Source organism: Microbulbifer maximicatervae (SeqCode), assembly GCF_052467305.1.
Window position 1 is genome coordinate 4620382 of record NZ_CP174306.1, and the last position, 25250, is coordinate 4645631.

General features: G+C 52.3%; 27 protein-coding genes. 10 read left to right on the plus strand and 17 right to left on the minus strand.

Features of this window, described 5'->3' with window-relative positions:
* Positions 1 to 85 precede the first annotated feature (85 nt).
* Positions 86 to 1024 carry an outer membrane beta-barrel protein gene (locus ACJJI4_RS20165; protein WP_282930654.1) on the minus strand — a complete coding sequence of 313 codons (939 nt, stop codon included), beginning with the start codon at positions 1022 to 1024 and terminating at the stop codon, positions 86 to 88.
* A 203-nt stretch (positions 1025 to 1227) separates the two neighbouring features.
* Here ACJJI4_RS20165 and ACJJI4_RS20170 point away from each other — a divergent pair, with 203 nt between their 5' ends.
* Complete coding sequence (locus ACJJI4_RS20170; protein ID WP_444926270.1) at positions 1228 to 2238, plus strand: hypothetical protein; 1011 nt, start codon at positions 1228 to 1230, stop codon at positions 2236 to 2238.
* Between the two features lie 73 nt (positions 2239 to 2311).
* Here the strand turns inward: ACJJI4_RS20170 and trmB are convergent, their stop codons facing one another.
* From trmB to ftsY, 6 genes are all read right to left on the minus strand, one after another.
* Positions 2312 to 3097: a tRNA (guanosine(46)-N7)-methyltransferase TrmB gene (trmB, locus tag ACJJI4_RS20175; RefSeq protein WP_444915172.1), complete on the minus strand. Its 786-nt coding sequence runs from the start codon at positions 3095 to 3097 to the stop codon at positions 2312 to 2314.
* An 84-nt stretch (positions 3098 to 3181) separates the two neighbouring features.
* The gene (locus ACJJI4_RS20180; RefSeq protein ID WP_444915171.1) at positions 3182 to 3559 is read right to left on the minus strand and encodes a DUF423 domain-containing protein; all 378 of its coding nucleotides are present in this window, start codon (positions 3557 to 3559) and stop codon (positions 3182 to 3184) included.
* A 108-nt stretch (positions 3560 to 3667) separates the two neighbouring features.
* Positions 3668 to 4522, minus strand: a complete 855-nt coding sequence (rpoH, locus tag ACJJI4_RS20185) for an RNA polymerase sigma factor RpoH (RefSeq protein ID WP_282930650.1) — start codon at positions 4520 to 4522, stop codon at positions 3668 to 3670.
* Positions 4523 to 4744: 222 nt separating this feature from the next.
* The gene (gene ftsX / locus ACJJI4_RS20190) at positions 4745 to 5761 is read right to left on the minus strand and encodes a permease-like cell division protein FtsX (RefSeq protein WP_444915170.1); all 1017 of its coding nucleotides are present in this window, start codon (positions 5759 to 5761) and stop codon (positions 4745 to 4747) included.
* Positions 5742 to 6428, minus strand: coding sequence for a cell division ATP-binding protein FtsE (gene ftsE, locus ACJJI4_RS20195; protein ID WP_282930649.1), 687 nt, complete (start codon positions 6426 to 6428; stop codon positions 5742 to 5744). Before ftsE ends, ftsX begins: the two co-directional genes overlap by 20 nt.
* A 36-nt stretch (positions 6429 to 6464) precedes the next feature.
* Positions 6465 to 7679 carry a signal recognition particle-docking protein FtsY gene (gene ftsY / locus ACJJI4_RS20200; RefSeq protein ID WP_444928249.1) on the minus strand — a complete coding sequence of 405 codons (1215 nt, stop codon included), beginning with the start codon at positions 7677 to 7679 and terminating at the stop codon, positions 6465 to 6467.
* Between the two features lie 265 nt (positions 7680 to 7944).
* Here ftsY and rsmD point away from each other — a divergent pair, with 265 nt between their 5' ends.
* The 3 genes from rsmD to ggt all read left to right on the plus strand — a co-directional run bounded on the left by rsmD (position 7945) and on the right by ggt (position 10885).
* Positions 7945 to 8535, plus strand: coding sequence for a 16S rRNA (guanine(966)-N(2))-methyltransferase RsmD (rsmD, locus tag ACJJI4_RS20205; protein ID WP_444926271.1), 591 nt, complete (start codon positions 7945 to 7947; stop codon positions 8533 to 8535).
* A gap of 86 nt (positions 8536 to 8621) precedes the next feature.
* A complete protein-coding gene (coaD, locus tag ACJJI4_RS20210) occupies positions 8622 to 9098 on the plus strand; it encodes a pantetheine-phosphate adenylyltransferase (protein ID WP_282930647.1) in 477 nt (158 codons plus the stop codon).
* 62 nt (positions 9099 to 9160) lie between these two features.
* Positions 9161 to 10885 (plus strand): gamma-glutamyltransferase, encoded by a 1725-nt coding sequence (gene ggt / locus ACJJI4_RS20215; protein WP_444926272.1) that lies wholly within the window; start codon positions 9161 to 9163, stop codon positions 10883 to 10885.
* Between the two features lie 46 nt (positions 10886 to 10931).
* Here the strand turns inward: ggt and ACJJI4_RS20220 are convergent, their stop codons facing one another.
* From ACJJI4_RS20220 to radC, 7 genes are all read right to left on the minus strand, one after another.
* Positions 10932 to 12524: an amidohydrolase gene (locus ACJJI4_RS20220; RefSeq protein WP_444926273.1), complete on the minus strand. Its 1593-nt coding sequence runs from the start codon at positions 12522 to 12524 to the stop codon at positions 10932 to 10934.
* Between the two features lie 84 nt (positions 12525 to 12608).
* Positions 12609 to 13166 (minus strand): disulfide bond formation protein B, encoded by a 558-nt coding sequence (locus ACJJI4_RS20225; protein ID WP_444926274.1) that lies wholly within the window; start codon positions 13164 to 13166, stop codon positions 12609 to 12611.
* 11 nt (positions 13167 to 13177) lie between these two features.
* Positions 13178 to 13330 (minus strand): DUF5993 family protein, encoded by a 153-nt coding sequence (locus tag ACJJI4_RS20230; protein WP_282934619.1) that lies wholly within the window; start codon positions 13328 to 13330, stop codon positions 13178 to 13180.
* Between the two features lie 71 nt (positions 13331 to 13401).
* Positions 13402 to 14217, minus strand: a complete 816-nt coding sequence (gene mutM / locus ACJJI4_RS20235; protein WP_444911810.1) for a bifunctional DNA-formamidopyrimidine glycosylase/DNA-(apurinic or apyrimidinic site) lyase — start codon at positions 14215 to 14217, stop codon at positions 13402 to 13404.
* A gap of 97 nt (positions 14218 to 14314) precedes the next feature.
* Positions 14315 to 14470: a 50S ribosomal protein L33 gene (rpmG, locus tag ACJJI4_RS20240; RefSeq protein ID WP_020413983.1), complete on the minus strand. Its 156-nt coding sequence runs from the start codon at positions 14468 to 14470 to the stop codon at positions 14315 to 14317.
* A 36-nt stretch (positions 14471 to 14506) separates the two neighbouring features.
* Positions 14507 to 14743: a 50S ribosomal protein L28 gene (rpmB, locus tag ACJJI4_RS20245; protein ID WP_020413982.1), complete on the minus strand. Its 237-nt coding sequence runs from the start codon at positions 14741 to 14743 to the stop codon at positions 14507 to 14509.
* A 215-nt stretch (positions 14744 to 14958) separates the two neighbouring features.
* Entirely contained in the window at positions 14959 to 15633 is a 675-nt protein-coding gene (radC, locus tag ACJJI4_RS20250) for a RadC family protein (protein WP_413663818.1), read from the minus strand.
* A 148-nt stretch (positions 15634 to 15781) separates the two neighbouring features.
* On the opposite strand from radC, the gene coaBC reads away from it, so the two are divergent.
* The 4 genes from coaBC (at position 15782) to slmA (ending at position 21212) form a co-directional block, all read left to right on the plus strand.
* Positions 15782 to 16987: a bifunctional phosphopantothenoylcysteine decarboxylase/phosphopantothenate--cysteine ligase CoaBC gene (gene coaBC, locus ACJJI4_RS20255; protein WP_413665903.1), complete on the plus strand. Its 1206-nt coding sequence runs from the start codon at positions 15782 to 15784 to the stop codon at positions 16985 to 16987.
* Positions 16988 to 17052: 65 nt separating this feature from the next.
* Entirely contained in the window at positions 17053 to 19428 is a 2376-nt protein-coding gene (locus ACJJI4_RS20260) for a phosphomannomutase/phosphoglucomutase (RefSeq protein WP_444926275.1), read from the plus strand.
* Between the two features lie 146 nt (positions 19429 to 19574).
* Complete coding sequence (argB, locus tag ACJJI4_RS20265; RefSeq protein WP_413663820.1) at positions 19575 to 20492, plus strand: acetylglutamate kinase; 918 nt, start codon at positions 19575 to 19577, stop codon at positions 20490 to 20492.
* A gap of 111 nt (positions 20493 to 20603) precedes the next feature.
* Positions 20604 to 21212 (plus strand): nucleoid occlusion factor SlmA, encoded by a 609-nt coding sequence (gene slmA, locus ACJJI4_RS20270; protein WP_108735025.1) that lies wholly within the window; start codon positions 20604 to 20606, stop codon positions 21210 to 21212.
* A gap of 64 nt (positions 21213 to 21276) precedes the next feature.
* Here the strand turns inward: slmA and ACJJI4_RS20275 are convergent, their stop codons facing one another.
* Complete coding sequence (locus ACJJI4_RS20275) at positions 21277 to 21873, minus strand: hypothetical protein (protein ID WP_444895661.1); 597 nt, start codon at positions 21871 to 21873, stop codon at positions 21277 to 21279.
* Positions 21874 to 21920: 47 nt separating this feature from the next.
* Positions 21921 to 22574 (minus strand): orotate phosphoribosyltransferase, encoded by a 654-nt coding sequence (gene pyrE, locus ACJJI4_RS20280; protein WP_444895660.1) that lies wholly within the window; start codon positions 22572 to 22574, stop codon positions 21921 to 21923.
* A gap of 114 nt (positions 22575 to 22688) precedes the next feature.
* On the opposite strand from pyrE, the gene ACJJI4_RS20285 reads away from it, so the two are divergent.
* A complete protein-coding gene (locus ACJJI4_RS20285) occupies positions 22689 to 23456 on the plus strand; it encodes an exodeoxyribonuclease III (protein ID WP_413663823.1) in 768 nt (255 codons plus the stop codon).
* A gap of 66 nt (positions 23457 to 23522) precedes the next feature.
* Here the strand turns inward: ACJJI4_RS20285 and rph are convergent, their stop codons facing one another.
* A complete protein-coding gene (gene rph, locus ACJJI4_RS20290; RefSeq protein ID WP_444926276.1) occupies positions 23523 to 24242 on the minus strand; it encodes a ribonuclease PH in 720 nt (239 codons plus the stop codon).
* 109 nt (positions 24243 to 24351) lie between these two features.
* Here rph and ACJJI4_RS20295 point away from each other — a divergent pair, with 109 nt between their 5' ends.
* Positions 24352 to 25239 carry a YicC/YloC family endoribonuclease gene (locus ACJJI4_RS20295; RefSeq protein ID WP_444926277.1) on the plus strand — a complete coding sequence of 296 codons (888 nt, stop codon included), beginning with the start codon at positions 24352 to 24354 and terminating at the stop codon, positions 25237 to 25239.
* The last annotated feature ends 11 nt before the right edge of the window (positions 25240 to 25250 follow it).

Below are 25250 nucleotides of genomic sequence, written 5' to 3' on the forward strand. Positions count from 1 at the left end.
TTTATAGAAAATCATTTTAAACAATATCTTCAGCGGGCTTCAGAACTTTTCTGCCGCCCGCTGAAGAAATCGATTTTAGTTGCCCTTAACGAATACAACCGTATTCATCCACTGCAATACCAATCGGTGTATTTGGGCATTGATCGATATAGCTGGGTACACCATCAAAATCTGTATCCAGCGGGCAGCCATCTAATTGCACATCGATTCCCACTGGGGTCTGCGGACATTGATCAGTGGCATCAATAACACCATCGGCATCTTCGTCATACCAAAAATCCGGATATTCAAGCCATTGATAGCCGACCGCCAAGCTGGCAAAACCATCGACACCACCTTCTTCGACCCCCTGGAAAAGACGTATATCTGCGCGGGCCTGCCAACGGGGCCCCAGGTGATATTTAATTCCCATTCCCACATTCACCATATTTTGCCGGTCATGCCAGTCACAATGGTAAGGCGGGTAGGGATAATGGTGGCCGTCTGGCCGATCCTCAGGGACATAGAATTTCTTACGACAATCCCAAGGATAGGGATAGTATGGGTCGTAGGGATGATCCGGATCATAGACATACTTTGGGTCATCTGGATGCCAGTGTTTTTTACGGTAACGCCGGTCGTAATTAATACGCATTTCACCCAGGCCAAACGCGACATAGGGCTGCCAACAAAAATTACCGCAGAACTGCCCTCCAAATTGATATAGGAGATCTATGCGGTAGTTATACACATCTACTTTCTCGGGCGTATCCGCAACACTCACGACGAAATAGTCGACAACCCCTTCCATCGCCCAATGATTTGTCATGTTAAAGCCAAAACCGGCACCGACACCTGAGGTATCTCGCATTTCAAAACCGCGAAATGGCGTGCCTTGTAGGCGGTCACCATCAAACCAATGCTTACCCCCATTAACATAGAGGTTTAAAGTTCCAACAAAATCAGCACGGACTTCAGAAACTGTAAAGAGTAAGATAAACGGCAGGCTATAGAGAAATGAAAGCAGAGGGTCACGCCTTCTCATTAGAAACACCAAGATTCCTTCCTTGATCAACCCCCCAAATTATTATTAACATCAATATCTATTAATAAAAATAATTCGGTTTTGTTTTCGCGATGCTTCCTGAATCCGGTTCTTATTGGAAATAAAATTCGATAATCACAGCACCACTAGAAGCATAGACGGCTAGTGGCGAAAAACAGTAATAAAGACAGGAGAGTTAACCCTTGCTGGCACCCAATATCGATAACTATGTTAGGAACTTGGTTCACCCACAAAACATACAAACCACCTGCTATGTCCCCAAAAGTATCCGTGAGTACGCACAGGACTTCCAAAATAATTCCAATAGCAACAGTAAGTGGTATCACAAGCGCAGTAGTGATGGACTAACCCGGATCGACCAATTAGTGAGCCAGGCAGTACAAATTCAAACAAATGATTACGGAAGGATTACCCGTGTCGCCAAAGTACTAGTGGAAACCCTATATACCTGGCTTACTGGATTTGATCCCTCCACACCCACCAAGCTACTCGATAGCGATGGAATAACACGCCGTAAAGATGCCGTTTTAGCTTTACTCGGTGGAGCTTACTGCTGGTATCGACAAGCCAGTGAAGCTTTCAGCTCTGAGAGGAGAGCAATATCCAACATCGAAGCCCATTTGGACGTCCCTTTCTCACTATTTAATTACCGATTTAGCCGCAGTGGTTTTAATCTGCACACAGTGACAACGCTGTTATACCGTGGCGATACCCGCCCACCACAGAAGCTGTGGCAAGCCGGGGGATTCTTTCCCTGGATGAATCAAAATGGCCGCTTTGATCCGCACCTGGGTACCGGAGCATCTAACCAAGTCATCTCAACCACTACCAATGCAAATATTGTTGCGCGCTTTGCCTGGCACAACAAAACTTATTGCCCAAAAAGGTATTATTTTGTGCATGGAACAAATGAGGGTGACTTAGCCACTACCGGTTTTATCTATGAGCTCGATAAAAGAAACCACCAATGCGTAGAGGTTTCCACTGTCACCCAGGGACATGAAGTTGCCTTTATGGCTATTCCCAACCAATTTATTCGCCGCTTTCGCATGCGTTATTTTGCGGGCACCCAAAATAATATTGAACTGTCGGACTGGATGTCCTATGACAGTAACACCATCCGCAACCTGAATGTTGTAGAAGACAAGCGCCGATGGGAAGCCGCCAAGAAAAACTGGAATGAGTTTTTCTAACAATAGAGGTGGGCTGTTGCATGCCACTGGTGCCATGTTAGCACCGGTGGCAAACATCGATCGTCAGTGCGAATTATTCGCCTTTGGACTCTTCAACAGTTGACGCATCTACGTCAGTGGTAGTTAGCGGCAGCGCTTCACCAGGTAACCTGCGGTATACCAGATCCCAAACACCGTGCCCCAGTCTCTGCCCTCGACGCTCAAACTTGGTCTCTGGGCGCCATTCTGGCCGGGCAACATAATCACCCTCACTGGCGGTATTTTCTAGCAGGTTTTCACCCTGCAATACTTCCAGCATATGCTCGGCATAATTCTCCCAATCTGTCGCCATATGCATAAGACCGCCAGTTTTTAACTTGCTGCAAATCAGGCGAACAAATTCCGGCTGCACTATCCGGCGCTTGTGGTGCTTCTTCTTGTGCCAAGGGTCAGGGAAGTACAGCTGGAAACGATCCAGGCTCCCATCGGCAATACAATCGTTTAGGACATCGATCGCATCAGCCATGTAAACACGCAGGTTTTTGATACCTGCCTTGCCTGCATTATTGATCAACCGGCCAACCCCCGGCGGGTGTACTTCAATACCAATAAAATCCTTATCTGGCTCGGCTTCAGCCATGGCCAGCAGGGAATCCCCCATACCGAAACCGATCTCTAACGCCAGTGGCGCCTCGCGGCCAAAGACCTGTTGGCGATCCAGAGGTCCATCAAATAGGGAGAGCCCATACTGCCCCCAATAATTGTCAAAGGCATTGCGCTGCCCCTCTGTCATTCGCCCCGCGCGAATCACATAGCTGCGGATAGATTTCTTCTTAAATTCTGTGCGGTAGGGAAAATCTTCCGCAGATTCGTCTTGCATTGTTCGCGACCTCTTATGCGAAACGGATTATATCTTGATGTTTTGTTCGGGCTCGGTATCTGAGTGTAAGCCCAGTAAAGGTGGCTACTTAGAGAAATTACATGCGGCAAAAAACAGGACTACCCAACCGGCTATCATCATCAGCCCGCCGAGAGGGGTGATTGGACCTAGCCATCGGGGGCCTCCCAGTGCCAGGGCATAGAGACTGCCGGAGAAGAAGATAATACCGAAAGTAAAAAGAGCACCGCTCAGGGTCAGCGATAAACGGTTTCCCCAGTTTTGCATTAGCAGCACCACACCAAACAGCGCCAGGGCATGAATCATCTGGTACTGGACTCCGGTTTTATAGGCCTCTAGCAGATTCTCTGCCACTTTACCGCGCAGGCCGTGAGCCCCAAACGCCCCCAGAGCCACACCACTAGCGCCAAAGAGTGCGCACAGCAGCAGATAGAGTTTGGCCATTACCTTCCCTTTTTGTTTTACCCAGTGGTGACAGGTATGCCTGTAACAGGCGGGACAAAAAAAACCGCGCTACTGCGCGGTTTTCTACCCGTGTACCAGAACGCCGATTTAGGCTTCCATAGCAGCACGCACTTTCTTCATGGCATTTTTTTCCAGCTGGCGAATTCGCTCAGCGGAAACACCATACTTATCAGCCAACTCATGCAATGTGGATTTCTCCTCACTGAGCCAGCGGGCCTGAATAATATCGCGGCTGCGATCATCCAGTTGTGCCATGGCACTGGCGAGGCTGGTCAAGTTGGTTTCCTGCCAGTTATCCCGCTCAAGCTGGGCGGCCGGATCAAAACTGCGGTCTTCCAGATAGTGAGCCGGTGCCTGCCAGGCGGTATCGTCATCGTCATCGACACCCGCATCAAAAGCCGCATCGTGTGCAGCCAGGCGGCCTTCCATTTCATGGACCTGGGTGACATCCACATTCAGGTCTTTGGCGACGGCCTTAGCTTCTGCATTGGTCAACCAAGCGAGTTTTTTCTTCTGACCGCGCAGGTTGAAGAATAATTTGCGCTGCGCCTTGGTGGTGGCAATTTTGACAATACGCCAGTTACGCAGAATAAATTCGTGGATTTCAGCTTTAATCCAATGTACCGCAAAGGATACCAGGCGCACTCCCTTTTCGGGATTGAAGCGTTTGACGGCCTTCATCAAACCGACATTACCTTCCTGAATCAGGTCGGCTTCATTGAGCCCGTAGCCGGAATAAGATTTGGCGATATGCACTACAAAGCGCAGGTGTGACATGACCAGCTGGCGTGCAGCATCGAGATTTTCGCGGTAATAGAGGTCTTCTGCCAGGTGCTTTTCCTGTTCAGCGGTCAGTACGTCAAAACCACTGACGGTCTGGATATAAGCTCCCAGGTTGGCGCCCGGAGACAGCGTATGCACTGGCTGTAGGCTGGTTCCCATTCAGGTCTCTCCTGTCATTATTAGTCGGCCGATCTTACCGGCCGCTGCCGTCGGATACTGTATCCGACGACAAGCTGGACTCAGTGTAGCACTTGCACGGGCAGATAAGAAAGCCCGCCAACAACTACCGTATTCTGTTGTATTTCGCGGAATTAGAGGGGCTTTTTACGCCTCAGGTTCCCTTTGCCAGAACACTTTACCCTTCTTGATCAGACTCGCTGGTCAGCGGGGTTCTATCTTGCGAGTGTGTCGCGCTACCGCAAGCCAAGCCCCTAATAGGCCCAGCGAGGAGGCCCCCAAAGTTAATTGAAAGAAGTAACTGGCGCCCGGCCCTCTCAGTTCGAAGCTGCTGCCATAACTTGATGACAGACTCTCAACTGGCCCAGACAACATAGCCACACCACCTGTAAGCAACAGCCACGCCAACAACCCGCCAAATAGCCCATAACAAATGCCACTGTAAAGGAACGGCCGTCGCACAAACGCATTAGTGCCGCCAACGAGCTTTACTACCAGGATCTCCTCCCGGCGACTTTCGATATGCAGTCGTATGGTATTGATCACCACCAATACCACTCCCAGCGCCAATAACAGGGCTAGACCTGCGGAGAGACGCTGTCCCAGTTCGGTGATCTGGGCGAGGCGCTGGACCCAGGCAAGATCCAAGACCACTGAATCCGTCAGTGCCTGGGCTCTCAGATTCTCCACCAAAGCCTGTAGTTTATCGCCGTCCTTCGCATCCCTTGGCCGCAGCAACAGCACTGCCGGCAGGGGGTTGGCATCCAGGCCAACCAATACATCCCCAAGCCCCGAGGCCTGTTCAAACTCTGCCAGGGCATCTTCCGGGGAGACATAAGTTACTTCCGCGATAGCGGGGTCACTGCGCAATTTGTCGGCCAGGGAATTAACCGCAGCCTGTCTCGCATCTTTGTGTAGAAAAACAGAAATTTGTGGCTGCCCATCCCAACCAGCCACCGCGCGCTGGAAATTCAACAGGCCCAATTGCAATGCCGCCGGCAGGGCCAGGGCAATAGCAATCACCAGCGCCGTCATTGCACTGGCCATGGGTGCGCTAAAAAATCGACTGACAGAGTCGGCGGCCATCTCACGGTGATGCCCCAACCAGCTATTCCATCGATCGCCCAACCCTGTTTGTGCAACAACAGCGCCGGTGCTGCGCACACGTTTGTCTGCGGCAGGGTTGGCCTGCCGTTGCGCTTTAGCTTGGGTGTACTTCACGGCTCGGAACTCCGTCGTATATCAGTTGGCCAGCCTGTAGGGTCAATACCCGTCGGCGCATCCGTGCAATCAGTTCCAAGTCGTGGCTCGCCACCAGCACCGTAACTCCCACTGCGTTAAAGTCGGCGAATAACTGCATGATTTCCTGCGAGAGTGTTGGGTCCAGGTTGCCGGTGGGCTCATCGGCAACCAATATCGCGGGCTTGTTAACGACTGCGCGGGCAATCCCAACCCGCTGCTGCTCACCACCAGACAACATAATGGGATTTTGCTTTTCCTTGTGCAGCAAGCCGACCTTATCCAGGGCTGCGCGAACCCGACGCCCCACCTCGCGCTTATTGCAACCAGCAACAGACAAGGGCAGGGCAATATTGTCAAAAACGCTGCGGTCAAATAGCAGCTGGTGATTCTGGAAGACAATACCCAGATTGCGGCGGTAGTAGGGGATCTGGCCATTGCGCAGGCGGTTGAGATTCTGTCCGGCGACAAGAATACTGCCCTTAGTAGGGCGCTCAATCGCGGTCAGGAGTCTCAGTAAAGTACTTTTACCCGCACCGGAGTGACCGGTGAGAAACACCATATCGCCACGGGGGATTTCCAGGCTGACTCGCACCAGGGCATCCTGCCCCGATGCGTAACGCTTGTTCACATTATCGAAAGTGATCACGGCTTCTGTTGTTCTTGTTATTTCCTAGGCGAATTATCAGGCCTTATCGCGGCCAAACAGGGCGGATACGAACTCACGAGCGCGGAATGGCTGTAGATCTTCCGCCTGCTCACCCACACCGATAAAACGCACCGGGATGCCGAAACGACGAGCCAGGGCAAAGATAACGCCGCCTTTGGCAGTACCATCCAATTTGGTCAGCACCAAGCCAGTAACGCCGGCCGCCTCACGGAACTGAGAGGCCTGGTTAATCGCATTTTGACCAGTGCCAGCATCCAGTACCAACAGCACCTCGTGGGGCGCACTGGGGTCCAATTTGCCCATCACCCGGCGCACCTTGGACAACTCCTCCATCAAGTTGGATTTGGTGTGCAGGCGCCCGGCGGTATCGGCAATTACCACATCGACGCCGCGCGCCTGGGCAGACTGAACCGCATCGAAAATAACTGACGCACTATCGGCACCGGTATGCTGCGCTACAACCGGTACATCGTGGCGCTGCCCCCAAACCTGCAGCTGCTCAACTGCTGCGGCACGGAATGTATCACCGGCAGCCAACATCACCGACTTGCCTTCACCGAGAAAGCGGTGGGCCAGCTTGCCGATTGTTGTGGTTTTACCCACACCGTTTACGCCCACTACCAGGATGACGTAAGGCTTTTTGCTGATATCGATTTCCAGGGGAGCATCAACACTATCGAGTAAGTCTGCCAGCTCCTGCTGCAATGCCTTGTAAAGTGCATCGCCATCGGCCAGTTCCCGACGGGATACCCGTTCTGTCAGGCGCTCGACGATCTCGCTGGTGGCCTCAACTCCCACATCTGCCATTAACAGCTGTGTTTCAAGTTCTTCCAGCAGATCTTCATCGATTTCCTTGGCCCCGAGGAACAGATTTCCCATCCCCTCGACAAACTGGTTGCTGGTGCGGCTGAGGCCGCGACGAATACGCGCAAAGAAGCCCTCTTTCTTTTTGGCTTCCGGTTTCGGCTGCTCTTTGGCTCTGGGTTTTGGAGCTGGCTCGGGCTGAATCGGGTCTGGCTTCTCGGCCTCTTCTTTTATTACAGGCTCTGCTGCTGCAACCACCTGGGGGGCTTCGACAACGGCCTCCGGCTCGCCCGTCGCATCAGTATGCTGCGCCCAGCCGGCACTTTCCTCTTGGGGGACAGAAGCTGGGGTAGTGGGTTCATCGATAGGGGCCTTTGCCTCCTCCAGAGCGGAAGTTTCTCCCTGGGCAGGCGACTTTTCCTCCATGTCTGAGGGCGTTTTGTCCAGCGCTGAGGGCTCTTTATCTAGAGCTGAAGGCTCTTTCTCTAGCGCTGAAGGCTCTGGGCTCTGCGCCGATGATTCCTCTTCAGACGCAGCAGTGACCTCCGCCTGGGATTGCTGGGGCTCACTTTGTTCGGGCTTGCGCTTCTTCTTTTTGCGCAGGAAGTCAAAAATCATTCGTATGTCCGGATGTACCGCTTGCAGAAAGACGCTAATCTTAGCATCGCTAAGCCCCCAGTAGAGAGTTACCTTGGCCAGAAGTTCATCCCGAAAGCAAAGCCCGCAAAACCTTTCACAATTACGCATTATCGGCGGACAGTGGCGCGGGCGAAAATTACAGTTTGCCCCAGTGGAGGGCTTGAGACCTACCGGCGACCGACTGCGGGAGGTTCTGTTTAACTGGCTACAGTTCTACCTGCCCGACGCCCGCTGCCTGGACCTCTTTGCCGGTTCAGGAGCCCTGGGTCTGGAGGCGCTATCCCGAGGCGCCGGCTCGGTAGATTTTGTCGAGCTGAATACTCGCGCTGCGCGAACCCTGGCGGAACAGTTAAAACAGTTAAACGCCCGGGAAGCCAAAGTCCATAACTGTAGTGCAGAAGAGTTCCTCGGAAGTAATGGAAGTAAATACGACCTCGTATTTATCGATCCCCCTTTTGCCGACAATCTTTGGCAGGCAACTCTAGGCGCCCTGTCCGGCCATCTTTCGCAGGATGCATTAATCTATGTGGAAACACCGCGAGACACAGTGGTTGCATCAATACCTGGCTGGGATCAGGAAAAAGAAAAACGTGCGGGACAGGTGTGTATGCGCTTGTTTCGTCGCGCTGGCCCGGCAGGTTAGGGAAGAATAAAAAGATTCGGTTTTGACCTTAGCCGTAAATTGTTTACCATTCGCATCCCATTCGGCCCGCATTTAAGCCTTGGCGTATGAAAAAAGTCGTCTATCCCGGAACCTTCGATCCCATCACCAATGGTCACTTGGACTTGGTGGAGCGCGCATGCCGCTTGTTTGACCACGTTATCGTGGCTGTGGCTGCCAGCAATCGCAAAAACCCCCTGTTCACCTTAGAGGAGCGGGTAGAACTTTCACAAAAAGTTCTCGGTCACCTGCCCAATGTCGAAGTCATTGGGTTTGATATCCTGCTCGCCGACCTGGTGCGCCAGGTAGATGCTTATGGCGTACTGCGCGGTCTGCGCGCGGTGTCCGACTTTGAATATGAGTTCCAGCTGGCCAATATGAACCGCCAGTTAGCGCCCAATATGGAAAGCCTGTTTCTGACACCGGCGGAACATTTGTCCTACATTTCATCCTCTTTAGTACGTGAAATTGCCTCCCTGGGCGGCGATGTCACCAAGTTTGTTCCGGCTGCTGTACAAAGCGCGCTGGAAGAGAAATTTCGTTAAGCCTGAATCTGGCTATTTCTGATACACTCGAGCGGATTTATCCACAATCCGCGGAGTGTTACGTGCGCAACTTTCTCGCCGCCTTTGCACTGGTTCTGAGTCCCGCTTTCGCTTTTGCCGATGAACCACAACCGGAGTTTGATACCGGTCGCACTGCCGTTAAGTCCTCAACGGCCAACTTCTATATGGCAGTCACTGCCAACCCCCACGCCAGCCGGGCTGCCGAGCAGATTCTCGCCCGGGGCGGCAGCGCTGTGGACGCCGCCATTGCCGCTCAGATGGTATTGGGATTGGTAGAACCACAATCCTCCGGGATTGGTGGCGGGGCATTTATGCTCAGCTATGACGCTGCGGCAAAGAAGCTCAAGTACTACGACGGGCGCGAGACAGCCCCCTCTCAGGTAGACGAAAATTACTTTATCCGCGACAACAAGCCGCGTTCATTTTTTGAGTCTGTAATCGGCGGCTACTCGGTCGGCGTTCCCGGTGTTGTGCGAATGCTGGAAATGGCTCACGAGCGCGATGGCAAGCTACCCTGGGAGCAGTTATTTCAGCCGGCCATACACCTGGCCAAATCCGGCTTTCAGATATCACCGCGCCTTCACCAGCTGTTACTGCGCATGCCGAAGGTGGCTGCTCGACCGGAAATTGCCAGCTACTTCTTCAACAGTGATGGCAAGCCCCTGCCGGTGGGTCACAACTTGAAGAACCTGGCTTACGCGGAAACTCTGGAGGCCATTGCCCAGGGCGGTGCGGATGCCTTCTATCACGGCGACATTGCCAAGGCTATCGTCAAAGCTGTGCGCTATGACAGTGCCAACCCAGGGCTCCTGAGCCTCGAAGATATGGTTAGCTACCGGGCCAAGGAGCGCCAGCCCCTGTGTTCGGAGTTTCTCGAATATCGTGTGTGCGGTGCCGATGCCCCGTCGTCCGGAGGTACCACAGTAGGCGGCATTCTGGGCATGCTGCAACAATTCCCACTGGAGCGCTTCGAGCCTGGCAGTGATCTGCTCACCCACTTATTTATCGAAGCTTCGGAACTGGCATTTGCCGATCGCAACACCTACTCCGGTGATTCCGACTTTGTCCAAGTACCCAGTAAATCACTGGTGTCCAGGGATTATTTGGCTCGCCGCGCGCAGTTAATCGACCCGGACTCCGCCACAGCTGCGACTCCGGGTACCCCAGTCGAACTCGGGGTGAAGAGGGTGATGGCCCAGTCGCCAGAGTTGCCCAACACCAGTCATTTAGTGATTGTCGACCGCTACGGTAATGGTGTCAGTATGACGACCAGTATTGAAACCGGCTTCGGGTCGCGCCTGATGGTGAAGGGCTTCCTGCTCAACAACCAGCTCACCGATTTTTCCTTCACTCCAAAAAACAGTAGTGGGGAGCGAGTGGCCAATCGCATTCAAGCGCGCAAGAGACCACGCTCTTCCATGTCCCCCACCATCGTTTTCAACAAAGATGGCAGCATGCGCCTTCTGGTGGGTTCCCCCGGCGGCTCACGAATTATTGACTACACCGCGCGCACCATTCTCTACCACCTGGGCTTGAATATGCCGATTGCCGAAGCGATTTCTGCGGGAAATATCGGTGCAATCGGTAAGAGGGTCGAATTGGAGCCCGGCTTTTTCAGCCCCGATACTATCGAGAAACTCGAAGCCCGTGGGCACGAGGTTATCGAAAGGGGCCTCAACAGTGGTATCCATGCCATTGCTTTGCAAAATAACAAGCTGTACGGGGGAGCCGACCCCCGCCGCGAGGGCAGCGCCCAAGGGCGTTAACATTGATCAACCGAGGGGCGCACTTCCCCTCGGTTTCTTCCTCTCCTTAGCGCCTGCGGTCATAGACTTTCTGACCTTTGTAATAAGTCTGTATCACCCGGACACTACCAATATCTCGCTGCGGAATTAAAAACAGGTTTTTGTCCAAAACAATAAAGTCCGCCCACTTTCCCACCTCCAAACTACCAGTATCCTGCTCCAGGTGATTCGTAACAGCACCGGTAAAAGTGAACATTTCAATCATTGTCTCCAATGATATCTGGTTACTGACTCCAGCATGGATGTTCTGGATTGGTGACACCTCTCGCCCGGCAACATATCCCGAGTCCATAACCACAGCTATATGACGAGGCTCTGTATTAGATTTTCGACTTTCAGTTAAGTAACTTTTATCATCTGGAGAAACTTTTGAGTGCGCTGCTACTGACAGCAATAAAATCGGTTTTTCATTATCAGCTGACAATACACTCCCAGCATTATCCGAACTGATATTAAGCAGGGTGTTACGCAATCCCAACTCCCTGCCACCATCCAGGGATATCTGTATGAGCTTTTGTAGAGCTGCCAACTCTTTATTACTCTTAGCATCCAGGTAAAACTGGAAATTATGTGAATTAGCACGAGTAATTATCTTGGAAATAAGTTCACTCGATAGGCCTGAATCACGTTGATCACCTAAACCTACCTTGTCAACTTTCAAGCTGACCGAATTGATTTTGAAATCATCACCGGAATATTTTTCTGCAACCTTCTGCAATTCTCTAAGTTTCTTACCAGTGACATCCATCGCTATTTCAAAGGATGCTCGGATACGCAAACTCAATTTCTCTGACGATAGTGGGCGATCGAAGGCGCTGAGATATTTATTTAAATCATTGAGCGGCATTACAGCCTGAAAAAAAGTAGTTACGCCTCTCTGGGCCGCAATATTCTTAATCTCTGAAAAACTTCGAGTTGGTTTTTCACCCTCATTATTTACGGGTATCAGACGGGAAAAAACCTCCACCGCTTCACGACCATGAAAAATACCGATGGGAAGACCATCTTCATCTTTTTCGATTCTACCGCCCTCAGAAAAATTAGACTCCATATCAATCCCAGCTGCGGCAATACCTTCAGAGTTAGTCCATACACTGGCGCCATCTTCTGAGAAAAGAATAATGGGGATCAAATCATTTATTTGATCCAATATTGCTTTATGTGGTCTGTGTGGTGCAAAAATGACATGACGCCAGCCGCTGCCAACGACAAGCTGCTTCTCGGGGTTGGCCTGAATAAATTTACGAACGCTATTCTCATACCCCTCTACAGTTTTATATGTGGATAAATCCAAACTGTCACTGATACCAACATCAGGTATTTGCTGAATAAAACCGGGCAATACCATTTTTCCACTGAGATCAGTGACCTTTGTTCCCTCTCCTACAAGGGCTTCTGCCCCCCGATCTGTACCCACATAAACAATGCGCCCATCGCGGATAGCCATTGCCGAGGCAACACTGCGGGCCGGGTCGACGGTATAGATATACGCATTCCTTAAAACGTGCTGGGCGGTTTCAACACTGGTGGCCGGCGAGGGGGATTCAGCTCGTTCACAAGCAATTAACAATAGTGAAATGAGCAGGCAGGCCAGGCGCATAGGGACTCCTCACAGTTTTCCGCAATTCCCCGGGACTCGGGTCTTATCAGGAAAAGTGTAGAAAGCTCGGACACATTTGTGTGCCTAACCTCGAGACCACAACCAGTGATACCCAAATGACCCACTGGTGCAGGGACCCAGACCGCACTCGAGGAGAACCGCGACTAAATTGGCCAACACGACAGTGAAGAACGAGATGGCAATGCACTTTTCAATCAAAGTAAACTCTCTCGTGGCAAAACTTCGCCGCTTAAAGCCAAACATTAATGCAACGCCACAGTAGATCAGTAAGACAAAGAAAATCAGCGCAGACCAAGTGTATAAATGTAAGCCAAATACTGGGCTGCCAAACCCTGGATCGCCAGGGGTGATATGCAGCAATACCTGCCTGACAGCAGCAGCCAGACCGGCCAGACCGGCCAGACACGAAAGAATAACAACGCCGTAATGCTCTGCACGAATACTAAAGCGCAGGTTCAACATCAATCCCATGCCAATCATGGCAAAGGCAACACGTTGTAAGAGACAGAGAGGGCAGGGGTGTTGGTGAGATACCAACTCCATGATCAAGGCAATCCATAGGATTATGCTTACCGCTAACAGCGCCAAGCTATCCAGCCTTCTGACCATAAACACCATCATGGGCACGGTCCCTAGAAAGACAGCGACAGTGCTCGCGTCATATGATATCCACACCACATAATGAAGATCAGCAAGGTCAACAACCACCAGCCCATTGCAGAGCGGCGACGACCATTCCAAACGGCCCAAATCGACAGGGTGACCGTAAGAAAAGGCAATATCATGACCACTAAGCAGCTCCTTATCGGCAATACGATGATATTAGTATTGCCTAAAGCTGCCAGAAGGATGCGATTTAACGTTGGCAGCTAGAGCAGAAAAAGGTATTTCTCTGGCCCAAAACCATATCTTTGACTGCTCGGCCGCAAGAGGGACAGGACTCACCCGCACGGCCATAAACATTTAGTTGTTGGGCGAAATAGCCAGGTTTTCCATCGCCGCCAATAAAGTCCCGCAAGGTAGTCCCACCTTGGGCGATTGCCTGACTGAGAACCTGCTTTATGGACTCAGCCAAGCGCTGGTATCGGGCTTTGGAAATAGAACCGGCCTGTCGATCTGGGCGAATGCCCGCCAGGAAAAGAGATTCACTGGCGTAAATATTACCCACCCCCACAACGATACGGCCATCCATGACGAAGGTTTTGACAGACTGCTTACGCTTGCGCGAAGTCTCGAACAGATAGTCACCACTAAATTCTTCCGAGAGAGGCTCTGGGCCCAAATGGCTGAGTAAGTCGTGGGCCAGTGGGTCCGCCACTGTCCACAGTAGGGCACCAAAACGGCGCGGGTCGCGGTAACGCAGTGTGAGACCACTATCCAGGCGCCAGTCGATATGATCATGCTTTTCCGGTGCCTGTGCAGCCTCGACCATTCGCAGGCTGCCAGACATCCCCAGGTGCCAGATAGCGCAGCCTTTATCGGTGTGCACCAGCAGGTACTTGGCGCGGCGCTCCAGCTTCAGTATCCGGGCATTGCGGACACGTCGCTCAAAGTCTGCTTCCACGGGCCAGCGCAACTGGTGCTGGCGCACTTTTGCGGAGCGAATTTTATGCCCCTCCAGGTGAGGTTGCAGGCCTCTGAGAGTGGTTTCTACTTCTGGGAGCTCTGGCATCTTCTGGAGTTACCCGGTGTAAACTGGCTGCTCAATTTCCAATACGCACAAAAAAGCCCGGTTAGAACCGGGCTTTTTGTACAGTAGCGGTAGGCAATTATTTAATTTTGCCTTCCTTGTACATTACATGCTTGCGTACAACGGGATCGTACTTTTTGATCTCCATTTTCTCAGGCATGTTGCGCTTGTTTTTGGTAGTGGTGTAGAAATGGCCAGTACCGGCGCTGGAATTCAGACGAATCTTCTCACGCATTGCTCTATCTCCAATCTATTAGCTGGGCTACAGCCGTTACACTTTTTCGCCGCGGGCGCGCAGCTCAGTCAGCACAGCGTCGATACCTTTCTTATCGATAACGCGCATGCCTTTCGCGGAAACACGCAGCTTCACAAAACGCTTCTCGGATTCAACCCAGAAACGGTGGCTGTGCAGGTTCGGCACAAAGCGACGCTTGGTGCGGTTCTTAGCGTGGGATACATTGTTTCCGGTGACCGGACGCTTACCGGTTACCTGACATACCTTGGACATCTGTTGGCCTCTTCAAAACGCTTGTGCCCGCATGGCGCCAATCCTGAAGAGGAAAAGGTAGTGCGGGAACATAAAAATCGGGATTCTAATCCGGTTCCTGGATGGCGGCGGAACCTGTGCAGAATCTGGCCCGGCCGCAAAGAGCGGCGTTTTATACCAAAAGAGCCCGTAGGGAGCAAGTTTTGTACAACATTTCAACGCCGGGAACGACACCTTTACATCAATCCCTGCTCTGCAAAGGATAGCGCCTTGCCCTCACCGACGATCAAATGGTCCAGAACCTTGATATCCACCAGCTCTAGTGCCTGGGTCAAACGCTCGGTAATCCAGATATCTGCCTGGCTGGGCTCACTGACACCAGACGGGTGGTTGTGCGCCAAAATAACCGCCGCAGCTCCCTTCAACAGCGCTTGCTGTACTACTTCGCGCGGGTAGACATTCGCTGCATTCAGAGTCCCCTCGAACAGCTCCTCAAAAGCGATCACCCGGTGTTGATTATCCAGGTAGAGGCAGCAGAACACTTCCCTGCGCCGGTGCCTGAGCTGGATTGCCAGGTAATCCCTGACCGCCCCGGGACTGCACAGTGCGCTGCCGTGCTGTATCGTCTCCGCCAAGTGCCGCTTGGCCATTTCCAGCGCCGCTTGCAACTGTGCAAACTTGGCGTCGCCGAGCCCTCGCGCGCGGCAAAAGTCATCTCGCTCGGCCTCTAATAGAGGGCGCAAGCCACCAAAATCATTGAGAAGTCTCCTGGCCAGATCCACTGCTGAGAGGCCGGGTAGCCCCACGCGCAGAAAAATTGCCAACAACTCTGCATCCGACAGGGCTTCAGCCCCTCTCTCCAACAGCTTTTCCCGAGGCCTCTCACCTGCCGGCCAGTCCTTTATTTTCATTTGTAGCCCAGTTAGTCAGTGTCTTATCTATCGCACATCTACTGAACACCTCTTCCACGCTGCACCTTTGTAGCACTACTGCAGTCTTATAAGAAACGACACAGAAATGCTAATCTTACCGGCTCGCACCAAATCGGAAACAGCATTTATGTCCTCTCTGGCCGACAAACGCATACTTTTAGGTATCAGCGGTGGAATTGCCGCCTATAAGAGTGCCGACCTGGTTCGCCGGCTCAAAGAGCGCGGTGCCGATGTCCGAGTGGTAATGAGCGCCGGAGCACAGGAGTTTGTACAGCCACTGACCTTTCAGGCGCTATCCGCTAACCCGGTGCATACAGACTTGTTGGATCCCTCGGCAGAAGCCGCTATGGGTCATATCGAACTGGCGAAATGGGCTGATCTTATCCTGATTGCTCCAGCCAGTGCCCAGGTAATGGCAAAGTTGGCTGCCGGTATGGCTGATGACCTCTTAACCACCCTTTGTTTGGCCAGCGAAGCCCCCCTGGCCCTGGCACCAGCCATGAACCAAGCCATGTGGCGCCACGCAGCTACCTCAGCCAATGCTCAGACCCTAAAGGAGCGCGGAGTCATATTCTGGGGCCCAGGCGCGGGTAGCCAGGCCTGTGGCGACGTGGGCCCCGGCCGTATGCTGGAACCAGAAAACCTGGCGGAACACACTGAATCCCTTTTTCACACAAGCCACTCACTGCAGGGCCGCAAAGTAGTAATCACTGCCGGCCCTACCAGGGAAGCCATTGACCCAGTGAGATTCCTCAGCAACCACAGCTCTGGAAAAATGGGCTTCGCCCTGGCTGCGGCGGCGCAGAGTGCCGGTGCCGAAGTGACGTTGATTGCCGGCCCCGTAAATTTGGATACGCCGCCAAAGGTCAATCGTATCGATGTTATCAGCGCCCAGGATATGTATGAGGCCGCCAAAAGTGCCGCCGATCACTGCGATATCTTTATCAGTGCAGCAGCCGTTGCTGATTTCCGGCCGGCCCAAGTCGCTGAGCAGAAAATCAAAAAGAAAGACGGGCAAGATGATGATGCAATTGCCCTCATCAAAAATCCCGATATTGTTGCAGCCATAGCCACGCGTACTGAGCTACGGCCTTTCACTATCGGGTTCGCCGCAGAGACAGAACAGGTTCTCGCCCACGCCCAGAGCAAGCTGCAGCGGAAAAACCTCGATATGATCATTGCCAACGATGTGAGCCAATCGGATTCGGGATTTAACAGCGATCACAACGCTGTCACTGTGATAGATGCGGATGGTCAGAGCCGACTGGCTCCCGCATTAAAGACCGACCTAGCCCGACAGCTCATTGAACTCATCGCCTCCAAGGCTCAGTGACAACATTTACGCTCAAATCAGGGATATCTGTGGGCTCCAACAACAAAAAGAAACCAGGCGGTACCATGCAGAAAGGGTTATTTTTACCGTTATTATTAGTAGTTGTCGCTTGGCTGGGCGGTGCCTATCTGTTAATCCAGTATCTTGTAATACCCCACAATCATTCGCAGATTGAGCTAGCCGCCAAGCAAAAAACTGCCGAACTAGCTGAAGTCGTGCAGTCTTACGTCGCAGACTATTCGAAGCGCCTGCAGGCCCTTGGATCAAGGAAGCTCCCTGCAGCAACACTGATTGAATCTACCAAACTACCTGAGCAGGTATCCCTCCAGGCCTTTTCTTCCGAACAGGTTCGAGTGGGCTCAGGGCAAAATCCCCCCCTGAACTTTGCCTTGGTCGATCTGTTAAAGCGCAGTCAGGAAACACCTGAGCAACCGATGGAAGTACTGCGTACAGGTGTGGAAAATAGCTGGCAACTTCATAGTGTTATCACCCTGGAAAATGAACAACTACTGGCTACCCAACCCTTTTCCGTGCTGGAAAACATTTTAAAAAGTCTGGGCGGTAGTCATGGACAAGTTCAGTTAATGCAGAAGTTTCCCGATGCCCACCGACAAACACTGTGGCGCGCAGGCATAGGAAAAGGCTACAACACTGTAGAGCAACTTGAGGACAGCTATTTAAGCCTCCACTTCAGTCCCTCCCAAACCTTTGTCGAACAGCACAGTCTGCCCACATCCTGGATTTACATCGGAGCCGGTATTGGAATATTGGTGAGCCTATTCGCCCTACTGAAATTCCTACCTCGCGATTCGAGAGCCCCATGGGAAAGAAGTAAGGATGCTAGTGGCAGCGAGCTTAATAAGGCGCACCCACAAGCCTCTGATGGAGGAACTTTACAGGCTTCCAATACAGATTTTCTGCCGAAGAGCTTGGCCTCAGCACCCAGTATCTCGGACTCTGATTCGGAGAACTCAGAAAGCGAAGAAAAAGAAAATAGTTCAAAGGACTTGCCAGAAAGTGACGATGACAAGCCCGAGCTGCCTCTGACCTCTGAGTATCCCCAGCATGTTTTCCGCGCCTACGATATCCGTGGAATCGCCGGGCAGGAAATCAACGAACCTTTTGCCTATCAACTAGGTAGAGCGCTCGGCACCCTGGCACAGCACGCTGGAGAACATCTCTTACTAGTTGGCCGAGATGGACGCAATAGCAGTGAGACACTTAGCCAGTGCCTGATTGAGGGAATTCTAGATAGTGGCTGCAACTCTATTAATCTCGGCCTGATTCCATCACCACTTCTCTATTACGCTTGTGCGAAAGGAAAAAATACCAGTAGCGGGGTCATTGTTACCGCAAGCCACAACCCTGCGGAATACAACGGCTTTAAGATCGTACTGAAAGGTCGCGCCCTGGCGGAAGACAAACTGCAGGGGCTCTACCAGTTGATGAAAAAAGGCCCATTCAAAAGTGGGGAAGGCGCCAATCGGGAGCAAGAAATCACCGATAAATATATCGATGAAGTTTTCAATAATGTCGCCCTCGCCGGGCAACCGCACTTGGTTATCGATGCTGGCAATGGCGCCACCTCTAACCTGGCTCCCCGCCTCTTTGAGCAGCTCGGCTGTGCAGTAACACCGATCTATTGTGAGGTGGATGGCAACTTCCCCAATCACGCACCGGACCCCTCCAGGCCAGAAAACCTCGAAGCCTTGACAGAAAAGGTTCTGGCTACAGGAGCAGATCTGGGCGTGGCCCTGGATGGTGATGGTGATCGTGTTACCCTAATTTCAAGCAGCGGCCGTATCGCTTGGGCAGACCAACTGGTTATGTTGCTGGCAAGGGATATCCTTGCGCGCAATCCGGGAGAAAATATTGTCTTCGACGTTAAGAGCAGTCGCAGTTTATCCCAGCTAATCAGCCAGTATGGGGGCCGCCCCATTATGTGGAAGACCGGACACTCGCCGATGAAAGCCAAGATGTTGGAGACCAAAGCCATTTTGGGCGGCGAGCTTTCCGGACATATCTTTATTAAGGACCGCTGGTTTGGTTTCGACGATGGTATCTACGCTGCTGCGCGGGTACTAGAAATTATGGCACTGCGCGAACAAAGTCTTGATGAACTCCTCGACACCTTGCCGAAAATGCACAGCACCCCTGAGATCCTGCTACCAGTAGAGGAAACTGAGAAGTTTTCACTGATAGACCAGCTGCGCGATAAGGGGAATTTTGGCAATGCCGATATCAATACTATCGACGGCCTGCGCATAGAGTTTCCCGATGGCTGGGGGCTTGTACGTGCCTCCAATACCACTAGCGCACTAACCCTGCGCTTTGAGGCTGAAAATGAACAGGCCCTGGAGCGCATCCGTACTGAGGTGATGGGACAGCTCAGAAAGATTGCTCCCGCAATTACTGTACCCGACTGGCAGCTGCTCGATTAAGATAAAACGGCGGAATAGACTGCGCCGCCATCGGGCCACTGCCCCTATTGCTTAGAAAACAATCCACCACATTTGCTTTAAATCGTTGGCGACTCAATTCAGGACCCCAAACCTGATTCCCTTTCGCCCTGTGTAAGGAACTGCCCATGTCCCTAGATCTAAACTCTGCGCTGAAAAGTGCCCAGGTCCTCAATGAAGCACTGCCCTATATCCAGCGCTTTACAGGCAAAACTATTGTGGTCAAGTTCGGTGGCAACGCCATGGTGGATGAGCAACTACAAAACAGTTTCGCGCGAGACATTATCCTGATGAAGCTGGTAGGTATGAACCCAGTGGTAGTGCACGGTGGCGGACCTCAAATCGGGCAGCTGCTAAACAAGCTCAGTATTGAGTCCCGATTCGTAGACGGAATGAGAGTCACCGATAGCGAAACCATGGATGTTGTAGAGATGGTGTTAGGGGGCACCGTCAACAAACAGATCGTCAATTTGATTAACAAAAATGGGGGCCGCGCGGTAGGTATCACCGGTAAAGACGGATTGCTGGTTAAAGCGCGAAAGTTGACCCGAAAAAATGAGAGTGCGGGACTACATGCCTCTGAAATCATTGATATCGGCCAGGTAGGGGAAGTCGAGAAAGTTAATATTGATGTGATCAATATGCTGGTTCACAGCGACTTTATCCCGGTTATCGCGCCGATCGGAGTCGACGGCAATGGGGTTTCATACAATATTAATGCCGATCTCGTCGCTGGAAAAATCGCCGAGGAATTGAAAGCAGAAAAGCTGATGTTACTCACCAACGTCGCCGGTCTGCAGGATAAGGAGGGGGAGGTTCTCACCGGACTGACTACCAATGAAGTAGAGAGCTTAATTCAGGATGGCACCATCTATGGCGGCATGCTGCCAAAAATCACCTGCGCTCTGGACGCTGTTCAGGATGGGGTAAATTCCGCTCACATCATCGACGGCCGTGTGCCCCACGCCATATTGCTCGAGATATTTACAGATCGAGGCGTGGGTACCCTGATTACCAACATAGAAGCGCAAACTGTGGACCACTAGCCCCTTGGCAATTGAAGACAGCCCGGCGAATCGGTAGGATTCCGCCGCCGTCAAAATAAGACGACAAGAGCAAAACTAAATTCCGCCCCCCAAGCGGACCAAAGGCAGTCAATGAGCAGCGAAAAAATCAATCGGCGTCAACAAATCCTGGAAGCTCTAGCACATATGCTGGAAGTCAGTCCCGGCGCACGTATTACAACAGCAGCACTGGCCAAGGAAGTTGGTTTCTCTGAAGCCGCGCTATATCGTCACTTCCCCAGTAAATCCAAGATGTTTGAAGGGCTGATCGAATTTATTGAGGAGACCATTTTCAGCCGTATCGCAATGATCCTGCAGGAGGAGCCCTCGGCTCTCAATCGCTGCCAGAAAATTCTGCAGCTCCTGCTAGCTTTCTGTGAGCGAAACCCTGGAATCACTCGCCTGCTCACAGGCGACGCGCTTACCGGTGAAACTGAAAGGCTGCATGGACGAATCCTGCAGTTATTTGATCGACTGGAAACCCAAATTAGACAGATCTTGCGCGAAGCCGAGTTGCGCGAACACCTGCGCCCAACTCTTCCTCTCGGTGGTGCTGCCAACCTGCTTTTGGCGAGCGCGGAGGGGCGTATCGTCCAATACGTGCGCAGCGGTTTTAAGCGTAAGCCTACAGAGTACTGGGCAGAACAGTGGCCCGTATTAACGGCTGGTTTCTTCCGTGAGACAGTGGCTGCAGCCAGATAACCATTTCCTCATGAGGGCTGTTTAGCGGTAGCCCTCCGAAATTATTCAGGTATTGAAAAATCAGTTAGCTCTCAACATTAAGCTCTGTGTAGCGGGCTACCGCCTTATCGAAATCAACCCCTATGGTATCTGCTTCAGCCGCACGCCGGCTGAGGCGCTCCTCAAGCACTTCCATTTCTTTTTGTAGATCTGCAATTCTCTGCAACAATTCGGGAGCCACCTCACGGCCGCCCCGCTGCGTTCGTGCAGCAGAGGCTTCTTCCTGGGCAATTTGCCGGCGCAGACTGCTGATATTTGACCGCATGATAGCCATATCCTGCTCAACGACAGCCAACTTGCGCGACCGTGCACTCTCAATATCCGCAATACTGTTATAGCGCTTTAGCAGCTTTCGATCCGCTTCCCGCTGGGCCTCTAGCTGAAGTTCGGCTTGGTACTCTTCGGGACTGAGCTGCGGTGCAACTACTTCAACTACACGACCGGTGAGAGTGAGAATCTCATAACCATTTGGAACAAATTCCGGTGGAATAACATCGTTGATCACCAGGACTCCCTGGTGATCAGTGTATCGATACAAAACCCGGCTATTGTTGCCATAAGCCTCTACAGCCAACATCAAAAGGGTGCTGACCAATAGAGGTACTAAAGGGGCGACTCGCATCGCTCTTCTCTCTAAATTAACCGGCCCACGGCTAGGGGGGACAAAATTTATTGACCCGCGACACCGTAGCGCTGCCGGTAGTCCACAATTTTCTGCAGAGTATCGCTGTCATTCGACTCCTGCTCGAGAAAGCTGATCACATCGTCTAACTGCACGATGCCGACCACAGGAATATTGTACTGTCTCTCAACTTGCTGGATAGCGGAGAATTCACAATCTTCGTTAGCCTTTTCCTGGCGGTTGAGACCAATCACAACTCCCGCCGCCTCTGCGCCATGAGACTCGATAATTTGCATCACTTCGCGCACGGCTGTGCCCGCAGTAATAACATCATCGATAATCAAAACCTTGCCATTAAGCGGCGCACCCACTAAGGTTCCGCCTTCACCGTGATCCTTGGCTTCTTTTCGGTTGTAACAGAAAGGCTTATCGATCCCCTTTTGGGCTAGAGCCACAGCAGTCACCGCACCCAGCGGGATACCTTTGTAGGCCGGTCCAAAAATGACATCGAACTCCACTCCCGAAGCGATTATCGCCTCGGCATAGGCCTGCCCCAGCGCTGCCAGTGCAGCACCGGTGTGGAAACGGCCGGCATTGAAAAAGTAGGGGCTTTGACGGCCCGACTTCAATGTGAAGTCGCCGAAACACAAAACCTGATGATCCAGGGCAAGTTGGATAAAATCGCGCTGATATTGCTGCATGGAAAATTGTTAACTATTGGCTAAGGTGAAGGGAGACCTCCCCGTAGCATTCCCGGGGGTAGGCATGCATATAATGTTTCTAATGATACACAGTCCGCTGGTAAGGGGCTAATAATGCGAATAGTAAGCTTGTCGGTAGACGGCGTTCATCAGGCCGCCCAACGCGGTCTCTACGATTGGTTGGCGGAGCAGGACGCAGATATTATCTGCCTTCAGGACCTGCGCTCTCTCGAGCCAGAATTGGACCACCCAATATTTCACCCCGACGGTTATTACAGTTACTTTTTCGACTCGGGAACCCCCCACGAAAATGGTGTGGCTATCTACACCCGCAGCCAGCCCAAAGCCATCATATTCGGCATGGGCTTCGCCAATGGTGAGGATATGTACGGCCGCTATCTACAGGCGGATTTCGAGCGACTGAGTGTTGGCTCCCTGCTCGCGCCAGTCGCCTCAGATGAGACGTCGTTAGAGAAAAAAGTCCAATTCTTTGAGGACATGCAGGCGCACTTGCTAAAAATAAGCCGCAAACGCCGCGACTTTATTTTCTGTGGTAACTGGGGCATGGCTCACCGTCGTGCAGACGTACAGAATTGGCAGGATCACCAGGATTCTCCTGGCTTTATGCGTCACGAGCAGCGTTGGCTGGACCAGCTGTTTAATGATGTTGGCTATGTCGATGCTTTTCGCCGCGTAGTAAAAGATACCGACGAATTTAGCTGGTGGCCCAGCGGTACTGTCGGAGAAGGAGATGGCTGGCGTACTGATATGCAGATCGTTTCTCACGGTCTAAAAAATCGCATTGAGTACGGTGCAATCAATAAGAATGTGAAATTCTCCAGCCACTTGCCGGTCATCATGGACTACGAAATCGAAGTCTGAATCGCACGGAGTTCCGGCCCCTTCCCTATTGAGAGAGGGCCGGATACAAACCAAGGGGCGGCTGCTTTACTCGTCCAGCGCCCGCTTTTGCAAAGCAATCAATTCATCGATGCCCGCCTTGCCCAACCCCAGCATCTGAGCAAACTGCTTTTCAGTAAATGGCTCACCCTCTGCAGTGCCTTGAACCTCGATCATGCCGCCATCTTCGGCCATCACCAAATTCATATCGGTATCCGCTGAACTGTCTTCCGGGTAATCCAGGTCCAGTAGCGGCTCCCCCTCATAAATTCCCACTGATACCGCCGCTACCATATTCTTAAGCGGATCATTGGCAATGATTTTTTCTCTCTGCATATGACGTAAGGCATCAACCAACGCCACACAGGCACCTGTGATTGCTGCGGTCCGGGTACCGCCATCGGCCTGGATAACATCGCAATCGACGGTGATTTGATTCTCACCTAGCTTCTCCAGGTCTACCGCCGCTCGCAGTGAGCGCCCGATCAAGCGCTGAATTTCCACGGTGCGGCCACTCTGCTTGCCCTTGGCCGCTTCCCTGGGCATACGAGAGCCTGTGGAGCGTGGCAGCATGCCGTACTCTGCAGTAATCCAACCGCTGCCCTGGCCGCGTAAAAACCTTGGGACTTCACTGGAGAGAGAGGCATTACACAAAACCTTGGTATCACCAAACTCCACCAACACAGACCCCTCCGCATGACGGGTATAGTTGCGGGTAATTTTTACCGGGCGCAATTGCGCAGGGGCGCGACCACTGGGACGCTGCATAGTCCACCTCAAATATTGAATGAAAGCCCCGCATTATATACCCCAGCATGGCGATCCAAACGCTGTGTTATTATGCCGGGCCGATTAATACGCCTGTAGGGGATCAGCTATGGCCAGTCAACGGGAACAGAACAAAGTGCGCAGCATGACAGCCTTTGGACGCGCCGAGGCCAATTACGCAAGCGGCACTGCTATCTGGGAACTGCGCTCGGTCAACCATCGCTACCTGGAACCACATTTCCGTTTACCCGAAGCGGCTCGCTCCCTGGAAACACAACTGCGCGATACGCTGCGTAAGACGCTGTCCCGCGGCAAAGTTGAATTAACCTTGAGCCTGAAGACCAATAGCGCCGAAGGTACTGGGCTGGAAATCAACCAACCCCTCGCCCAGGCGCTGATTCAAGCGGCAAAACAGGTAGCGGGTGGCGAGGATATTCAACCGCTCAATCCCATGCAAATTCTCCAGTGGCCCGGTGTTATCAGTGAACCGGAGGCGGATACCGATCAACAGTCGGCAACGATATTGGAGGCTTTTCGCGAGGCACTGGGACAGCTGCGCGCAAACCGTGAACGCGAAGGAGCTGAGCTAGCCAAGTTTATTGAGGCCCGACTCAAGGGAATCGAAGAGCAGGTAGCCAATGTTCGAGAACTGCTTCCCCAGATTCTTGAAGCACAGCGAGACAAGCTGCGCAGCCGCCTGGAAGAATTGCAAGTGGAGCTGGACAAGGACCGGCTCGAACAGGAGATCGTCCTGTTGGCCCAGAAAGCAGATGTGGATGAAGAGCTCGACCGCCTCAGTGCGCACACTTCTGAAACACGTCGGGTTTTAGCCGGCGGTGGATCAATCGGCCGTCGGCTGGATTTCCTGATGCAGGAATTTAACCGTGAAGCCAACACCCTTTCCTCAAAGTCTGTGGTTACCGACACAACCCAGGCTGCGGTAGAGCTCAAAGTATTGATCGAGCAGATGCGCGAGCAAGTACAAAACATCGAATAACCCTCTGGGGC

Coding starts and splice junctions, on each gene's coding strand:
- argB (WP_413663820.1), top strand. CDS start 19,575: ATGTCCCTAGATCTAAACTCTGCGCTGAAAAGTGCCCAGGTCCTCAAT.
- ACJJI4_RS20165 (WP_282930654.1), bottom strand. CDS start 1,024: ATGAGAAGGCGTGACCCTCTGCTTTCATTTCTCTATAGCCTGCCGTTT.
- ACJJI4_RS20225 (WP_444926274.1), bottom strand. CDS start 13,166: ATGATGGTGTTTATGGTCAGAAGGCTGGATAGCTTGGCGCTGTTAGCG.
- ACJJI4_RS20295 (WP_444926277.1), top strand. CDS start 24,352: ATGGCCAGTCAACGGGAACAGAACAAAGTGCGCAGCATGACAGCCTTT.
- ACJJI4_RS20220 (WP_444926273.1), bottom strand. CDS start 12,524: ATGCGCCTGGCCTGCCTGCTCATTTCACTATTGTTAATTGCTTGTGAA.
- ACJJI4_RS20275 (WP_444895661.1), bottom strand. CDS start 21,873: ATGCGAGTCGCCCCTTTAGTACCTCTATTGGTCAGCACCCTTTTGATG.
- trmB (WP_444915172.1), bottom strand. CDS start 3,097: ATGCAAGACGAATCTGCGGAAGATTTTCCCTACCGCACAGAATTTAAG.
- slmA (WP_108735025.1), top strand. CDS start 20,604: ATGAGCAGCGAAAAAATCAATCGGCGTCAACAAATCCTGGAAGCTCTA.
- ACJJI4_RS20180 (WP_444915171.1), bottom strand. CDS start 3,559: ATGGCCAAACTCTATCTGCTGCTGTGCGCACTCTTTGGCGCTAGTGGT.
- ftsY (WP_444928249.1), bottom strand. CDS start 7,679: ATGGAGGAAAAGTCGCCTGCCCAGGGAGAAACTTCCGCTCTGGAGGAG.
- rpmB (WP_020413982.1), bottom strand. CDS start 14,743: ATGTCCAAGGTATGTCAGGTAACCGGTAAGCGTCCGGTCACCGGAAAC.
- pyrE (WP_444895660.1), bottom strand. CDS start 22,574: ATGCAGCAATATCAGCGCGATTTTATCCAACTTGCCCTGGATCATCAG.
- ACJJI4_RS20230 (WP_282934619.1), bottom strand. CDS start 13,330: ATGATATTGCCTTTTCTTACGGTCACCCTGTCGATTTGGGCCGTTTGG.
- rpoH (WP_282930650.1), bottom strand. CDS start 4,522: ATGGGAACCAGCCTACAGCCAGTGCATACGCTGTCTCCGGGCGCCAAC.
- radC (WP_413663818.1), bottom strand. CDS start 15,633: ATGAAAATAAAGGACTGGCCGGCAGGTGAGAGGCCTCGGGAAAAGCTG.
- rph (WP_444926276.1), bottom strand. CDS start 24,242: ATGCAGCGTCCCAGTGGTCGCGCCCCTGCGCAATTGCGCCCGGTAAAA.
- rpmG (WP_020413983.1), bottom strand. CDS start 14,470: ATGCGTGAGAAGATTCGTCTGAATTCCAGCGCCGGTACTGGCCATTTC.
- mutM (WP_444911810.1), bottom strand. CDS start 14,217: ATGCCAGAGCTCCCAGAAGTAGAAACCACTCTCAGAGGCCTGCAACCT.
- ACJJI4_RS20260 (WP_444926275.1), top strand. CDS start 17,053: ATGCAGAAAGGGTTATTTTTACCGTTATTATTAGTAGTTGTCGCTTGG.
- ACJJI4_RS20285 (WP_413663823.1), top strand. CDS start 22,689: ATGCGAATAGTAAGCTTGTCGGTAGACGGCGTTCATCAGGCCGCCCAA.
- coaD (WP_282930647.1), top strand. CDS start 8,622: ATGAAAAAAGTCGTCTATCCCGGAACCTTCGATCCCATCACCAATGGT.
- coaBC (WP_413665903.1), top strand. CDS start 15,782: ATGTCCTCTCTGGCCGACAAACGCATACTTTTAGGTATCAGCGGTGGA.